At 69.9% G+C, this 15,055-nt stretch carries 17 protein-coding genes; 5 read left to right on the forward strand and 12 right to left on the reverse strand.

Going from position 1 to position 15,055, the window contains the following annotated elements; all coding sequences use genetic code 11:
* Nucleotides 1-96: 96 nt before the first annotated feature.
* Nucleotides 97-384, forward strand: coding sequence for a hypothetical protein (locus MUN76_RS06505; protein WP_244688201.1), 288 nt, complete (start codon nt 97-99; stop codon nt 382-384).
* A gap of 133 nt (nt 385-517) precedes the next feature.
* The gene (locus MUN76_RS06510) at nt 518-1,009 is read left to right on the forward strand and encodes an S-ribosylhomocysteine lyase (protein WP_244688203.1); all 492 of its coding nucleotides are present in this window, start codon (nt 518-520) and stop codon (nt 1,007-1,009) included.
* Nucleotides 1,010-1,071: 62 nt separating this feature from the next.
* Here MUN76_RS06510 and MUN76_RS06515 read toward each other — a convergent pair whose 3' ends face one another.
* The 4 genes from MUN76_RS06515 to MUN76_RS06530 form a co-directional block, all read right to left on the reverse strand.
* Complete coding sequence (locus MUN76_RS06515; protein WP_244688205.1) at nt 1,072-1,827, reverse strand: nucleoside phosphorylase; 756 nt, start codon at nt 1,825-1,827, stop codon at nt 1,072-1,074.
* A gap of 86 nt (nt 1,828-1,913) precedes the next feature.
* Nucleotides 1,914-3,287: an amidohydrolase gene (locus MUN76_RS06520; protein WP_244688207.1), complete on the reverse strand. Its 1,374-nt coding sequence runs from the start codon at nt 3,285-3,287 to the stop codon at nt 1,914-1,916.
* Between the two features lie 178 nt (nt 3,288-3,465).
* Nucleotides 3,466-4,308, reverse strand: a complete 843-nt coding sequence (locus tag MUN76_RS06525) for an SDR family NAD(P)-dependent oxidoreductase (RefSeq protein WP_244688209.1) — start codon at nt 4,306-4,308, stop codon at nt 3,466-3,468.
* Between the two features lie 2 nt (nt 4,309-4,310).
* Nucleotides 4,311-5,096 carry an isoprenyl transferase gene (locus MUN76_RS06530; protein WP_244688211.1) on the reverse strand — a complete coding sequence of 262 codons (786 nt, stop codon included), beginning with the start codon at nt 5,094-5,096 and terminating at the stop codon, nt 4,311-4,313.
* A 103-nt stretch (nt 5,097-5,199) separates the two neighbouring features.
* Here MUN76_RS06530 and trhA point away from each other — a divergent pair, with 103 nt between their 5' ends.
* Nucleotides 5,200-6,039, forward strand: a complete 840-nt coding sequence (gene trhA, locus MUN76_RS06535) for a PAQR family membrane homeostasis protein TrhA (protein ID WP_244688212.1) — start codon at nt 5,200-5,202, stop codon at nt 6,037-6,039.
* A gap of 145 nt (nt 6,040-6,184) precedes the next feature.
* Here the strand turns inward: trhA and recQ are convergent, their stop codons facing one another.
* The 3 genes from recQ to mca are packed head-to-tail and all read right to left on the reverse strand — an operon-like array spanning nt 6,185 to nt 9,389.
* On the reverse strand, nt 6,185-8,251 hold the full coding sequence (gene recQ / locus MUN76_RS06540) for a DNA helicase RecQ (protein ID WP_244688214.1): 2,067 nt from the start codon (nt 8,249-8,251) through the stop codon (nt 6,185-6,187).
* A 5-nt stretch (nt 8,252-8,256) separates the two neighbouring features.
* Nucleotides 8,257-8,520 carry a hypothetical protein gene (locus tag MUN76_RS06545; RefSeq protein ID WP_244688216.1) on the reverse strand — a complete coding sequence of 88 codons (264 nt, stop codon included), beginning with the start codon at nt 8,518-8,520 and terminating at the stop codon, nt 8,257-8,259.
* On the reverse strand, nt 8,517-9,389 hold the full coding sequence (mca, locus tag MUN76_RS06550; RefSeq protein ID WP_244688217.1) for a mycothiol conjugate amidase Mca: 873 nt from the start codon (nt 9,387-9,389) through the stop codon (nt 8,517-8,519). The genes MUN76_RS06545 and mca overlap by 4 nt, the downstream gene beginning before the upstream one ends.
* Nucleotides 9,390-9,474: 85 nt before the next feature.
* Between mca and MUN76_RS06555 the strand changes: the two genes are divergently transcribed.
* Both MUN76_RS06555 and greA read left to right on the forward strand, forming a co-directional pair.
* Nucleotides 9,475-9,930 (forward strand): DUF4307 domain-containing protein, encoded by a 456-nt coding sequence (locus MUN76_RS06555; protein WP_244688219.1) that lies wholly within the window; start codon nt 9,475-9,477, stop codon nt 9,928-9,930.
* A 157-nt stretch (nt 9,931-10,087) separates the two neighbouring features.
* Entirely contained in the window at nt 10,088-10,573 is a 486-nt protein-coding gene (gene greA / locus MUN76_RS06560; protein ID WP_244688221.1) for a transcription elongation factor GreA, read from the forward strand.
* A 9-nt stretch (nt 10,574-10,582) separates the two neighbouring features.
* On the opposite strand, the gene MUN76_RS06565 is transcribed toward greA, so the two are convergent.
* The 5 genes from MUN76_RS06565 to MUN76_RS06585 form a co-directional block, all read right to left on the reverse strand.
* Nucleotides 10,583-11,377 carry a TSUP family transporter gene (locus MUN76_RS06565; protein WP_244688223.1) on the reverse strand — a complete coding sequence of 265 codons (795 nt, stop codon included), beginning with the start codon at nt 11,375-11,377 and terminating at the stop codon, nt 10,583-10,585.
* Nucleotides 11,378-11,502: 125 nt separating this feature from the next.
* Complete coding sequence (locus MUN76_RS06570; RefSeq protein WP_244688225.1) at nt 11,503-12,441, reverse strand: amino acid ABC transporter permease; 939 nt, start codon at nt 12,439-12,441, stop codon at nt 11,503-11,505.
* Nucleotides 12,438-13,094 (reverse strand): amino acid ABC transporter permease, encoded by a 657-nt coding sequence (locus MUN76_RS06575; protein WP_244688226.1) that lies wholly within the window; start codon nt 13,092-13,094, stop codon nt 12,438-12,440. The genes MUN76_RS06570 and MUN76_RS06575 overlap by 4 nt, the downstream gene beginning before the upstream one ends.
* Nucleotides 13,095-13,167: 73 nt before the next feature.
* Entirely contained in the window at nt 13,168-14,061 is an 894-nt protein-coding gene (locus MUN76_RS06580) for a glutamate ABC transporter substrate-binding protein (protein WP_244688228.1), read from the reverse strand.
* Nucleotides 14,062-14,129: 68 nt separating this feature from the next.
* Nucleotides 14,130-14,876, reverse strand: a complete 747-nt coding sequence (locus MUN76_RS06585) for an amino acid ABC transporter ATP-binding protein (protein ID WP_244688230.1) — start codon at nt 14,874-14,876, stop codon at nt 14,130-14,132.
* Nucleotides 14,877-15,055: the final 179 nt, after the last annotated feature.

The following is a 15,055-nucleotide window of genomic DNA, read 5'->3' on the forward strand; positions in this document are numbered from 1 at the left end:
ACCCGCATCATGACGCCCGAACTCGGGCACACGGCAGTGCTCCGTACGGAATACGGAGGCCGCCACGTGCACACGCGTGCACCAGGAAGGACCAGAATGACCATCACGAACATCACCCACGTCGCGCCGCAGCCGCTGCGCACGCCCTACCACTCGCTCGGCGACGGCGCCGGCATGCACATCCCCGACTGGGCTCAGCACCGCTCGGTGTACCGCTCGTCGGGTCGCACGCTGTACCTCGTCGAGACCGACCGTCTCTCGGACGCTCAGCTCGATCTGAAGCGACTGGGTCGCGCCGGCTGGAGCGTGCACGTGGAGGAGGATCCCGAGGGATCCCTCTCGCGCATCGCGCTGACGCGCAAGGACCTCGCGCGCGCCGCGTAGTCGACCACCCCTGACGGGCGTCGAGCTTCCCTCCGGAGGCTCGGTGCCCGTTTGGCGTATCCCCGCGACACCACCCCGCGTAACCCGGCTTCACTCGGGAGCGCGGCCGAGATCACCTCGATACACTGGCCGCATGAGCGAAGTAGAACTGGCAGAGGTCGAGAGTTTCGCCCTCGATCACACCCGTGTACTGGCCCCGTACGTGCGCCGTATCGGCGTCGAGCGCGGCCCGAGGGGCGACGCGATCTCGAACTACGACATCCGTCTCGTGCAGCCGAACGCCGGTGAGATCCCGACCGCGGGTCTGCACACGATCGAGCACACGATCGCCGGCCTCATCCGCACGCGCTTCGACGGGCTGATCGACATCTCCCCGTTCGGCTGCCGCACCGGGTTCCACCTCATCGCGTGGGGCGAGCCCTCCCCCGAGGAGGTCGCCTCGGCGATCAAGAGCTCGCTCGAGGATCTGGTCGAGCGGATCACCTGGGACGATGTGCCCGGCACGGACGCCTTCAGCTGCGGCAACTACCGCGACCACAGCCTGCACTCCGCGAAGGAGTGGTCGAAGCAGGTGCTCGAGCAGGGCATCAGCCTCGACGCGTTCGACCGCTCCCGGATCGCGTAGCGCCTCGCGGGCTGGGCGCCCCTCCGGCGGGCGCCAGGCCGGCGAGCGCCCGCGGCGCTCCGCTACGCCACCAGCACGTCGAGTGCGGCGGTGAGCGCGCCATCGACCGCCTGCGTCACGATCTCGCGGTACGGATCGTATCCGTCCATCGCGTCGTCCTTCGCGGCGAGCGGGTTGCCATCGATCGCGAAGACGGCACCGGACTCGATCCCGTGCAGCGACGCGATCACGAAGAGCGCGGCGGCCTCCATCTCGACCGCCACGATGCCGGCGCGCTGCCACAGCCGGTGGTCGATGCCGGTGATGACCTCGCTCGGGTAGAACATGTCGCCCGTGAGCACGATGCCGCGGTGCACGCGCAGCCCGGTCTCGGCCGCCGCGGCGGTGAGCGCGATGGTGAGTTCGGGGGTGGCGATCGCAGGGAACTCGGTCGGCACCAGCTGGTGGCTCACGCCCTCGGCGCGCACGGCGCCCGTCGCGACCACGATGGCGCCGTCGACGACCTCGGGCTGGATCCCGCCCGCCGTTCCCGATCGGATGATGCGGCTCACCCCGCCGCGCGCGAGCTCCTCGAAGCACACCGCCGCACCCGCGGCGCCGACGCCGTGCGAGGCGACCGTCACCGGGACGCCCCGGTAGGTGCCGCGGTAGACGTGGTACTCCCGGTTCGCGGTGAGCTGCGTCACGTCGTCGAGCAGTTCGGCGACGCGGGCGGCGCGGCCGGGATCCCCGACCACGAGCGCACGCTCCGTGAGGTCGGAGACGCGGGCGCGCAGCAGCGGGAGTTCGGCGTCGGCGGGGAGTCGGACGGGGGCCATGTGCGGCACCTTTCGGTCGTGGGTGGGGAGTGGGCGGGCGGGTGAGCCGGCCGGTCAGTCGGTGATCGGGTGACTCGGTGGATCGGTCAGTCGGTGGCGGCAGCCGCGGCTTCACTCAGCCGGTGCCGGGCGGCCGTCGCGCGATCCCGGATCGCCGCGGCGTCGAGGGTGGTGTGCGCCCCATCGGCGTAGACGTGGCGCCCGCCGATGAAGACCTCGCGCACATCGGCGCCGGTCGCGCCGAAGCCGAGGTGCGAGACGAGCGAGGCCGGATCGAACGGGGTGGCGGCCGATCCGGTGACGTCGAGCGCGATGACGTCGGCGAGGCGGCCGGGCTCGAGGGCGCCGGTCTCGGGGAAACCGATCGCCTCGGCGCCTCGGCTGGTGGCGATGTCGATGACGTCGGCGGCGCGCACGATGGCCGCGTCCTGCCGCGCTCCGCGGTGCAGGATCGTGCCGGTCTTGATCTCCTCGAAGAGGTCGAGGCTGTTGTTGCTCGCGACGGAGTCCGTGCCGAGGGTGAGTCGGATCCCGGCGTCCATGAGCTCGGGCAGCCGCGCGATGCCGTTGCCGAGCTTCAGGTTCGAGACGGGGTTGTGGCTCACGGCGGTGCCGGTGCGCGCGAAGAGCTCGATCTCACGATCCGTGATGTGGACGCAGTGGGCCGCGAGCACACTCGCCTCGAACAGGCCGACCGACTCGAGGTGGTCGCCGGGTGTGGCGCCGTAGCGCTCGAGGATCTGTTCGACCTCCGCGGCGGACTCCGAGATGTGGGTGTGGATCGGGATCCCGCGCTCGACCGCGCGCCGCGCGATGTCGCTCAGGAACTCGGGCGGGCAGGTGTAGGGCGCGTGGGGGCCGTAGGCGATCCGGATCTGCGGGTCGTTCGCGTAGCGCTCCGCGAGCGCCTCGGTCTCGTCGGTCGCGTCGGCCCCGTTCCAGGGCGAGACGCTCGGGAACCCGACGATCTCCGGAGAGAAGGAGGCGGGCGCCGCGAGCACCCGCATGCCCGCGGAGCGCACGAGCTCGATGAGCTCCGCGTCCCAGTGGTACATGTCGGCGAAGGCGGTCGTGCCGGTCTCGATCATCTCGACCATCGCGAGCTGGAGTCCGACGGCCACGTCCTCGTGGGTCAGGTGCTGCTCGAGCGACTGGACCGCCGCGAGCCAGGGCATGAACCCCTCGTCGTCGGAGACGCCGCGGAGGAGGGTCATGGCGGAGTGCGTGTGGCCGTTCACGAGGCCCGGCATGAGCACGCGACCGGCGAGTTCGTGGGTGACGACCGATGCGGGCCGCGCGGGACCGGCGTAGGTGATGCGGCCGTCGGCGTCGAAGGCCAGCTCGGCGTCGGTCACGACCCCGTCCGGCGTCAGCATCGCTTCGGCGCGGAGCACCGTCTCGGCGTTCGGCGCGGTTTCGGAGCTCGGCGCGGTTTCGGTGCGCTGGTCCTGTTCAGTCATGCGGTCCCTCTTCTGCTCAGGTTCTTGATCGGTCTCGGGCGCCAAGCTCGTGCTTCACCGGTTCCGGGGTCACTTGTGCGGGGTGTGGCGGCCCGAACACTCCCCCAAACTGACCCCGCAACCGCAACGGCAACGGCAACGGCAACGGCACAGGAAACCACAGACACGCGCATCGTGCTCACCAGCCCGGGGTCGCGAGCATGCCGCCGTCGACGGCCAGATCCTGGCCGGTGATGAAGGCGGCCGCGTCCGACGCCAGCAGCACGCACGCGTTGCCGATGTCGCTGGTCGTCGCGAGGCGGCCGAGTGGCGCCGTCGACTCCCAGCTCGCGACCCCCTCGGGCCAGGCCTCGGCGAGGCCCGGGCGCGCGACGAGACCCGGCGACACGGTGTTGACGCGGATCCCGAGCGGGCCGAGTTCGAGTGCCGCGGCGCGGGCGTGCATCACGAGGCCCGCCTTCGCGACCGCGTAGTGCGCGTGGGCCGGGGCCGGGCGACTCGCCTCGATCGAGGCGATGTGCGTGATCCAGCGATTTCGCGGCGCGCTCCCGCGGGGACCGACGTCGGGGCCGGCGTGCCCCGACTCCGCATCGACGCCCATCGCGGCCGCCGCGGCGCGCGACACCTCAAACACCGCGCCCAGGTTCGTCGCGAGCACCTCGTCCCAGGCCTCACGGGACGTCTCCGCGAGCATCTGGAGCGGCTGGATCCCGGCGTTGTTCACGACCCCGTCGAGCCCGCCGAGCGCGCGCACCGCGTCGTCCACGAGCCGCTCGGCCGACCCCGCATCGGCCAGATCCGCGCGCACCGCGACCGCCTCGGCACCGAGCTCGCGCAGCTCCTCGACGAGCGCGAACGCGGCGTCGGTCGAGCTCGTGCTGGCGCCCCGGTAGTGCAGGGCCAGTCGGGCGCCGGCGGCGGCGAAGCGCCGCGCGATCCCGCCCCCGATGCCGCCGGAGGCACCGGTCACGAGGACGCGCTGCCCGGCGAGATCCGGAAGGCTGTGGTCACGTCGGGTCATGGTCAGCCTCCCAGCCGGCGCTGTCGGGTGGAGTAGTCGCGGAGTGCGCGCAGGAAGTCGACCTCGCGCAGATCCGGGTACAGCGCCTCGACGAAGTAGAACTCGGAGTGCGCGGACTGCCAGATCATGAAGTCGGACAGCCGCTGCTCTCCGGAGGTGCGGATCATGAGGTCGGGATCGGCCTGCCCGCGGGTCCACAGGTTCTCGCCGATGGTCTCGGGGGTCAGCTTGTCCGCGAGGGTGTCGATGGTGCCGCCGGCGGCCTGGTGCTCGGCGATGACACTGCGCACGGCGGCGGTGATCTCGCTGCGCCCGCCGTATCCGACCGCGAGGTTGATATGCAGCCCGGTGTGGTCCGCGGTCTCGGCCTCCGCCGTCTGCAGCGCCTCGGTGAGCTCGGGCGACAGTCCCTCGCAGGCGCCCACGTGCTTCACGCGCCAGCGCGGGTTCTGCGACAGCAGGGTAGCGAGCTCGGCGATGATCCCGAAGAGGTCGTCGAGCTCCACCCGATCCCGGGCGTTCAGGTTGTCGGCCGAGAGCAAATAGAGCGTGACGACCTCGACGCCCGCCTCCTCGCACCAGCCGAGGAACTCGGGGATCTTGCGCGCACCCGCGCGATGGCCGAACGCGGCGCGCTCCTGCAGGCGCTGCTTGGCCCAGCGACGGTTGCCGTCGACGATCACCGCGATGTGGTGCGGGACCCGATCGAGGTCGATCTCCCGCCGCAGGCGACGCTGGTAGAGCCGGTACAGCAGACCGGTTTTCGGCGTCGACGTCGGGTGACTCACGCTGAAAGTCTAGCGCCCGGGCTCGCGGCGAAGCTGGCCGCGCGGACTGGGCGGGAGCTACACATATGCGGTGCCAGAACTGTGGGGACCGTACACTCGAGGCATGACCCCGCACGGTGACCCCGAGTCCACCGAACGCTCGTTCCCGGAGCCCGACAGCCTCTCCCTGCCGCTCCTCGAGGACGCGCTCGACCACCCGCACGGGCGCGCCGCCGAAGGAACGGCCGGCACGGCGGGCACGGGCACGGGCACGGTCGGCGGCGGCGTCTCAGGCGGCGCCGCCGACGCGGCCCCGGCCGTCGATCCCAAACCCCGGTGGCGCGGCTGGATCCACGCGGGCACCTTCCCGCTCGCGACCGCTGCCGGGATCGTGCTCATCGCGCTGGGCGACGGGCCGGTCGCGAAGTGGGCCGCGGTCGTCTACACCCTCTCGAGCATGCTGCTCTTCGGCGTCTCAGCGCTCTACCACCGTTTCAACTGGCGCCCGCAGGTCAAGCAGGTGTTCCGACGGCTCGACCACGCCAACATCTTCCTGCTGATCGCGGGCACGTACACGCCGCTGGCTCTCCTCGCGCTGCCGCTCTCCGCCGGGATCCCGCTGCTCATCGTCGTGTGGGCGGGAGCGCTGCTCGGGATCGGGTTCCGGGTGTTCTGGATCGGGGCGCCGCGCTGGCTCTACGTGCCGCTGTACCTGCTGCTCGGGTGGGCCGCGGTCATGTACCTCGGCGAGATGTACCGCGCGAACCCCGCGACGATGGTGCTTGTGGTCGTGGGCGGGCTGCTCTACACGGTGGGCTCGGTGGTCTACGCGTTGAAGCGGCCGAACCCGGTGCCCGGCGTGTTCGGGTTCCACGAGATCTTCCACGCGCTCACGGTGCTCGCGTTCCTGTGCCACTGGACGGCGGCGCTGCTCGTCGCGCTGGATCCGGTCTACCTGCGGTAGACCTCGGAGTGCTCAGGGTACTCGGGGTGCTCAGGATACTCGGGGTGCTCAGAGTGCAGTTCCGCACGCAAGATCATCCATTCGCGTACCGTTCTGCACGCTGAGGCCCGCGCCGCGCACGCCCCATCCCATCTCTCGGGCAGGATCAGCCCGCCAGCGCGGCGAGCACCGCCGCACCGTAGCGCTCGAGTTTCACCTCGCCGATCCCCGAGATCTTCAGGAGATCCTCATCAGAGGTCGGCCGGTGGACCGCCAGCGCCGCGAGGGTCGCGTCGCCGAAGACGACGTACCCGGGCACACCCTGCCGCTTCGCCTCCTCCGCACGCCAGGCGCGCAACCGCTCGAACACCTCGCCCTGCTCCGCGTCCAGCTCGGCGGCGGCCGCTGACCGTTTCGTTCCGCCGCTCGCGCCCCGCACCGCGCGCCCGCTCCGGCTCGCGCGCACGAAGACCTCCTCGCGCATGTGCACCTCGGCCTCGCCGCGGAGCACGGGCTTCGCCGCCTCGGTGGGCGCGAGCGTGCCCCACTCCCCCTGCGCCTCGAGCAGGCCCACCGCGAGGAGGTGCCGCACGATCCCGCGCCACTGGGCGACCGACCACTCGGTGCCGATGCCCCAGGTCGAGAGCTCGTCGAGGCGCATCTGCGTGACGCGCTCAGAACCGACCCCGCGCAGCACGTCGATGTGCTGCCCGGCCGCGTAGCTGCGCCCGCGCTCGCGCTGGGTGCGGATCACGGTCGAGAGCAGCATCTGGGTCGGGATCGTCGCGTCCCAGAGCTTCGGCGGGTTGAGGCAGACGTCGCAGTTGCCGCACGGCTGAGCCCCCTCCTCACCGAAGTAGCGCAGAAGAAAGACGCGTCGGCACTCGACGCCCTCGCAGAGCGCGAGCATCTGGTTCAGGTGCCGGGTCTGGTTGGCCCGCGTCGCCGCGTCGCCGTCGCCCGACTCGATGAGCTGGCGCTGCTGCACCACGTCGGCGAGGCCGTACGCGAGCCACACCTGCGACGGCAGCCCGTCCCGGCCCGCGCGGCCGGTCTCCTGGTAGTACCCCTCGACCGACTTCGGCAGATCGATGTGCCCCACGAACCGCACGTCGGGCTTGTCGATGCCCATGCCGAACGCGATCGTCGCCACGACGACGACGCCGTCCTCGCGGAGGAAACGCGTCTGCGCATCGAGCCGCACCTCGGGCGGCAGACCCGCGTGGTAGGCCACGGCGTCGACGCCGGCGTCGCGCAGCGCGGCCGCCGTCTGCTCGACCCGCTTGCGGCTCAGGGCGTACACGATCCCGGCGTCTCCCGCGTGCTCGTTCCGGATGAAGTCGATGAGCTGCGCCCGCGCGTTCTGCTTCGGTTCGATGCGGTAGCGGATGTTCGGCCGGTCGAAGCTCGCCACGAAGTGCCGGGCGCGCTCGAGGTGCAGCCGCTCGGTGATCTCGCGGTGGGTCTCGGGAGTCGCGGTCGCGGTCAGGGCGACGCGCGGCACGTCGGGCCAGTGCTCCGCGAGGGCACCGAGCCGGAGGTAGTCGGGGCGGAAGTCGTGCCCCCACTGCGACACGCAGTGGGCCTCGTCGATCGCGAACAGGGCGATGCGCCCCTGATTCAGCAACTCCACGGTGCCGGGGGCCGAGAGCCGCTCCGGAGCGAGGTAGAGCATCTCCAGCTCTCCCGCGCGGTACGCCCGCTCGACCTCGCGGCGATCGTCGATGCTCATCGACGAGTTCAGCGCCGCCGCGCTCACCCCGGCGAGGCGCAGCGCAGCGACCTGGTCGTGCATGAGCGCGACGAGCGGAGACAAGACGATTCCCGTGCCCTCGCGCACGAGCGACGGGATCTGGAAGCACATCGACTTCCCGCCGCCGGTCGGCATGAGCACCACCGCGTCGCCGCCGTCGATGACGTGCCGGATCGCGGCCTCCTGCTCCCCGCGGAACGCGTCGTAGCCGAAGACCTCCGCGAGCACCTCGAGCGGATCGCGACCGGCGTGCGCGGACGCGCTGGGCGCCGATCCCGCGTCCGTAGGCAGCGGCACCGGACCGGCCGCAGATCCCGCACCGGCACCGCCAGCCCAGGCACCTCCAGCGCCGCCATTGGCGTCGCCACCAGCCCCGCCGAACCTCTCCGGCGGCGGCGCGCCCCAGGCCTCGCCCGGCCAGCGCTCAGCGTCGTCGGGGCCGTCGAAGCCCGGATCCTCGTCCCACGCGCGACCGGTCATGCGGCTCAGTTGCGCGGTTCGGGATCGGACCCCGGATCGCCCGCCGCACCGGTCGCATCGCCCTCGGAGAGTTCGCGCGCGATCTCCTCCTGCACCTCCGCGCGGTACGCGTTGCGGCGAAGGCGCGAGACGAGGTTGAAGCCCAGCACGATGATCGCGACCGCGATCAGACCGGTGAAGACGAAGCCCTCCCAGCCCGGTGTGACCTGATTCGGGTCGAACTCCGCCTGCTCCTCGGCGAACCGACCCACAACACCCAACAGATTCACGCGGTTTCCTCCTCAGTGATGCCCTGGAACAGGTCGGCCTCGAACTCGCTCGTCGCCACCCGCGACGCCGCGAGCCGGTAGTCCTCGAACGGCCACGCCTCGCGCTGCAGCTCGTTCGGCCAGAAGAAGAACGGGCTGTCGGGCGGCACCTGGCTCGCGTGCGCCCGCAGCGCCTCGTCGCGCTGGTCGAAGAACCGGCCGACGTCGATCTTCGCCGTGCCCCGGTACGCCCGCCGCGACATCCACTCGCGCATCTCGGCGAACTGCTCGATCAGCGGCGAGTTCGGCTCGTGGTCGAGCAGCCACTGGTAGACCGTGCCCACGCGCTCGGCGTTGAAGATCTCCTCGTAGTACATCTTCTTCATGGCCCACGGCTGCCCCGCATCGGGATAGCTCTCGGCATCGCCCGAGCGCTCCCACGCGATGCGGCTGATCTCGTGGCAGCGGATGTGATCGGGGTGCGGGTAGCCGCCCTGCTCGTTGTAGGTGATCATGACGTGCGGGCGGAACTCGCGGATGAGCCGCACGAGCGGCTCCGCGGAGACCTCGGCCGGGATCGCGGCGAAGGATCCCTCCGGCACCGGATCGCCCTCGTCGGGCAGCCCCGAGTCCTGGTAGCCCAGCCAGCGGTGCTCGAACCCGATGATGTCGCGGGCTCGGCTCATCTCATCGCGCCGCAGCCCGGCGAGATCCCGCCGGCTCTTCGGATTCCGCGCGACCAGCTCGTTGAGCACGTCGCCGCGCTCGCCGCCGGTGCAGCTCACGATCATGACCTCCGCACCCCGGTCGAGGTAGTGGGCGTACGTCGCAGCACCCTTGCTGGACTCGTCGTCGGGGTGGGCATGCACCGCGATCAGCCTGAGCGTCATCCGCGTCCTTTCACAAGTGCCTCCCGGAAGATCCCGATACGCTGGCACAGGCCACTAGTTTAGCCAGTTCACATCGGAGGTTCCCGTGTCGGAGGACACCCCCTCGGCATCGCCGGTCGCGGCGCCCGCGGACCGCGCGGCGGCCCCGCCGGCGCAGACCCTCGAGGATCGGTACCGCACCGGGAGCAAGCGCCGCTTCGACCGCACGTTCGCGTGGAGCGCCGTCGGAGTGCTCGTGCTGGCGGGCATCGGGTTCCTGGTGTTCAGCGGGTGGCAGACCACCAATCAGGTGTCGGCGCAGGACATCGGCTACACGAAGACGGGCGAGCTCACCCTCGACATGAAGTTCGAGGTGACCGCCCCGGCGCAGACCCCGGTCGCGTGCGCCATCGAAGCGCTCAACACGTCGAAGGCGACCGTCGGCTGGACGATCGTCGAGCTGCCGGTGACCGACGAGCGCACGACCGTCGTGACGACCCCGCTGCACACGACCACCCCGGCGACCGCCGTCACGGCGAAGGAGTGCTGGATCCTGGAGTGAGCGGGTCGGGATCCGGCCCGGGCCCCGACATGCGCGCCCGAATGCGGGCGTCTCAGCGTGTCGCTGGTATCCTGAAACTCAGCGCCCTGACTTGGTTGGGGCGTTGCGCTTATCCCCCGCGCGACCCGTCGCGCACACGCCGAAACGAGGATCGACCATGGCCGAGCCGACACAGACCTGGCTGACGCAGGACGCTTACGACCGCCTCAAGGGCGAGCTCGACGAGCTCACCGGGGCCGGACGCAAGGACATCGCCGCGCGCATCGAGGCCGCCCGCGAAGAGGGCGACCTCAAGGAGAACGGCGGCTATCACGCGGCCAAGGACGAGCAGGGCAAGATGGAGGCGCGCATCCGCGACCTGGAGTCGCTGCTCAAGCACGCGGTCATCGGCGAGGTGCCCGAGGCTCACGGTGTGGTCGAGATCGGCACGGTCATCACGGCGGAGCTCTTCGGCGACGAGGAGCGCTTCCTGCTCGGGAGCCGCGAGCTGGCCGACGGCTCCGACCTCGACGTCTACAGCGCGGAGAGCCCGCTCGGCGCCGCGATCCTCGGCCTCAACGTCGGTGACGAGGCCAGCTACCTCGCGCCCAACGGCAACGAGATCGCCGTCAAGATTCTCGCCGTCGACACCTACGCGCGCTGAGGCACGGCGTCAGGCCGTCGCCTCGACCCAGATGTCGACGCCGAGCTTGACGATCAGCACGCCCACCACGCAGAGGAAGAGCACGCGGACGAACCGGGATCCTCGCGCGATCGCCATGCGCGAGCCGAGCAGGCTGCCGAGGATGTTCGCCGCGCCCATCACGAGCCCGAGCGGCCAGATCACGGCGCCGATCGGAATGAAGAACAGCAGCGCGCCGACGTTCGTGGCGAAGTTCACGATCTTCGCCTTCGCGCTGGCGCGCAGAAAATCGTAGCCGAGCAGCCCCACGAGCGAGATCACGAGGAACGTGCCGGTGCCGGGGCCGAGCAGCCCGTCGTAGAACCCGATCACGGCGCCGATGGCCGCGGCGATCACGAGGTGACGTCTGCCCCGGAACCGCAGGCTCGTCACGGCGCCGAGCGACGGCCGCACCAGCGTGATGATCGCGACGGTGAGCAGCGCCACCACGATGATCGGTTTGAAGACCGCGGCCGGGAGGAACGCCGCGAGCGACGCGCCGCCGAACGAGCCGAGCAGCGCGATCGCGGCCATGGGTATGACCGTGCGCAGACTCGGCCGCACCCGGCGGGCGAACGTGACGCTGCTCGTGGCGGTGCCGAACACGGAGGCGAGTTTGTTGGTCGCAAGGGCCTGCAGCGGGGTCATCCCGGGCACGAGCAGGAGGGACGGGAGCTGCAGCAGGCCGCCGCCGCCGACCACCGCGTCGATCCACCCCGCGGCGAAGGCCGCGAGCAACAGGAGCCCGAGCACTCCCCAGTCCATGTCGTGCGGCAGCAGTTCCATCGCTCCGACGGTATCCATCGGCGCGACTGCGTGCAACACGGCGGCCGAGCCGGCGCCCATCAGCACCGAAACCCCCTCGCCGACGACGTGTCGAGGAGGGGGTCCGGGTGCAGACGATCGAGCATCTAGCGGTCGGCTCGCGGCCCGTCGCCCTGCGTCGCGATGACCTCCGTGACGGTGCCCTGCTCGTGCAGGCGGGGGTCGCCCGGCTGCACGGGAACCGTCGTGGTGGTGGTCACGGCGCCGCCGCCCTTGGCGCGCGGGTTCTTCCGCATGCGGATGTCGAGCCACTTCGCGATCCCCGAGAGGATCAGGCACATGACGATGTAGATGCCGCCGATGACAAACGCCGACTGCAGGAGCGGCCGCCCGAACTCGACGTTGCTGCTGAGCTGCTTCGCCAAGTACAGCAGCTCGGGGTAGGTGATGATGAAGCCGAGCGCGGTGTCCTTCATCGTGACCACGAGCTGGGCCACGATCACGGGGAGCATCGCCCGAATCGCCTGCGGCAGCAGGATGAGCCGCATCACGCCGCTCTTGCGGAGGCCGATCGCGTACCCGGCTTCCTTCTGGCCGCGTGGCAGGGACTCGATGCCGGCGCGGAGCGCCTCGGCGAGCACCGATCCGTTGTACACGACGAGCGCGATGACGACGGCCCAGTAGGGCTCCATCTTCACGCCGATCGACGGCAGACCGTAGTACAGGAGCATCATCATGACGAGCACGGGGACCGCGCGGAAGATCTCGGTGACCCCCATGAACGGGACGCGGACCGCCCGATGGTCGGAGAGCCGCCCGATCGCGAGCACGAACCCGAGCACGATGCTGAGCACACCCGCGACGGCGAACGCGGCGAGCGTCTTGCCGAGCGCCTGAAGGATCTGCACCCAGATCGTGGAGTAGGTGAACAGTCCCCACTTCTGCGCGGAGAACTGGCCGGAGAGGGAGAGTCGGTAGACCAGGAACCCCACGACTGCAGCCACCACCGCGACGGTGAGCACCGCGATGATGCGGTTGCGGGCGATCGCTCTCGGTCCGGGAACGTCGTACAGCACGGAAGTCATCGGACGATCCTCCACTTCTTCTCAAGGCGGTTCTGGATGAAACTCAGGATCAGGACGAGCACCACGAACACCGCGGCGACCCAGAGCAGGACCTCCATCGGGCTGCCCGGGCGGCCCGCCGCATCGTTGATCGTCGCACGCAGAGCGGCCAGTTCGGCGACCGAGAAGCCCGCGGCCACCGTCGTGTTCTTGAGCAGTGCGATGAACACGCTCATCATCGGCGGCACGACCGAGCGGAAGGCCTGCGGCAGCACCACGAGCCCCATGACCTGGCCGAACGGCAGCCCGATGGCGCGCGCGGCCTCGGCCTGCCCCACCGGCACGGTGTTGATGCCCGCACGGAGCACCTCGGCGACGTAGGTCGCCGTGTAGATCCCGATCGCGAGAATGCCGAGGAGGAGTGTGCTCACCTTCGGCAGCCCGAGCGCGGGGTACCCCAGCACGAAGAAGAAGAAGACGAGCGTCAGCGGGGTGTTCCGGATGATGTTCACGTAGACGGTGCCGACACCGCGTGCGATCGGCACCGGCGAGACGCGCATGGCGCCCACGATGATGCCGAGCACCAGCGCGATCGCGCCGCCCCCGAAGAACACCAGCAGGGTGTTCTTGATAGCGGTTCCCCAGAGATCGAGGTTCCCGAAGATGACGTCCATACGTCATTCCTCTCCTGTGTGAGAGCTCCGGGGCGGGCCGCGTGGGCGGCGCCGCCCCGGAGATCGTCAGCGATTAGTAAGCATCCACCTCGGGCTGCTCGATCGTGATGCCGGAGTTGCCGAGGTTCTCATCGAAGATCGCCTGCCACTCGTCACCACCATCGGTGAACAGATCGTTGATGTGGGTGCGGAGCACGTCATCGCCCTTCGGCAGACCGACGCCGTAGAGCTCCTCGGTGAGCAGCGGGCCCGTGGTGACCATCAGGTTGTCCGGATCCTGCGCGGCGTAGCCGATGAGGATCGCCTGGTCGGTCGTGACCGCGTCCACCTGGCCGTTGACGAGGCTCTCGACGCATGCCGAGTAGAGATCGAACTCCTGGGTCTTGATGCCCGGGAAGTTCTCCTTGATGTTCTGGATCGGCGTCGAGCCGGTCGCCGAGCACACGGTCTTGCCCTCGAGCTCCTCGAGCGACTGGTAGTCCTCGCCGCCGTTCTTCACGAGCAGACCCTGGCCGGTCACGAAGTACGGCCCTGCGAAGTCGATGTCCGCCTTCCGCTTGTCGTTGATGGAGTAGGTGCCGACGTAGTAGTCGATGTCGCCGTTCACGATCGCCTGCTCGCGGTTCGCGGAGGCGATCGCCTTGTACTCGATGTTCTCCTCGTCGAAGCCGAGGGAGCCGGCGATCCAGCGGGCGACGTCGACGTCGAAGCCGCTGCGCTCGTTGGTGACGTTGTCGAGGTAGCCGAGGCCGGGCTGATCTTCCTTGACGCCGATGACGACCTTGCCGCGCTCCTGCATCTTGTCGAACGTGGGGCTGCCCTCGAGCGCCACACCCTCGGCGACCTCAGCGGTGACGGGCTCGCCGCCGCCCTCGGGGTCGGAGGGGCTGCCGCTGTTGCACCCCGTCAGTGTCAGCGCGGCGGCGGCGAGGAAGCCGACCGCGGCGAGGGATTTCGTGAAACGCATGATGTGTCCCTTTCGGTGTTCGGAAGCTCGGACGGTGGGGGCACCGGCCGAACGGTGGTGGAACTGGATCAGTGGGTGATGAGCTTGGAGAGGAAGTCCTTGGCCCGGTCGCTCTTCGGGTGGGTGAAGAACTCCTCCGGGGTCGCCTCCTCGACGATCCGGCCGTCGGCCATGAACACGACTCGATCCGCCGCCTTGCGTGCGAAGCCCATCTCGTGGGTGACGACGATCATCGTCATGCCCTCCTTGGCGAGGCCGATCATGACGTCGAGCACCTCGTTGATCATCTCGGGATCGAGGGCGCTGGTCGGCTCGTCGAAGAGCATGACCTTCGGCCGCATCGCGAGCGAGCGGGCGATCGCGACGCGCTGCTGCTGACCGCCGGAGAGCTGCGCGGGGAGCTTCGACGCCTGCTTCTCGACGCCCACGCGGGTGAGGAGCTGCATCGCCTCCTCCTCGGCCTCCGCCTTGCTGAGCCCGCGGACCTTGATCGGCCCGAGCGTGACGTTCTCGAGAATGGTCAGGTGGGCGAAGAGGTTGAAGGATTGGAAGACCATACCGACCTCGGCCCGCAGCGTCGCGAGCTTCTTGCCCTCGGCCGGGAGCTCCTGGCCGTCGACCCGGATGGACCCGCTCGTGATCGTCTCGAGCCGGTTGATCGACCGGCACAGCGTCGACTTGCCCGATCCGGACGGGCCGATGATGACCACCACCTCACCGCGGTCGATGGTCAGATCGATGTCCGTCAGCGCCTGGAACTCGCCGTAGTGCTTCTGCACGTTCTCCAGGACGACAAGCGGTTCGCTCGCACTCATGATCTCTCCACCTCTGGGTCATGGCCCGGAATGCGAACGGTGCATCACGGGATCTGGGGCTGTCTGCAACGATCCACGCTGCGCGGAGCCACCTGCGAGGCGACGTTCAACGCTGAATCGATCTGCCCCATGGTAGGAACGGGAGTGCCACCCTGTCGCGCGTCTTGAGCGTTTCTTGA

Origin of the sequence: Leucobacter rhizosphaerae (assembly GCF_022919175.1) — a bacterium.
GTDB lineage: Bacteria > Actinomycetota > Actinomycetes > Actinomycetales > Microbacteriaceae > Leucobacter > Leucobacter rhizosphaerae.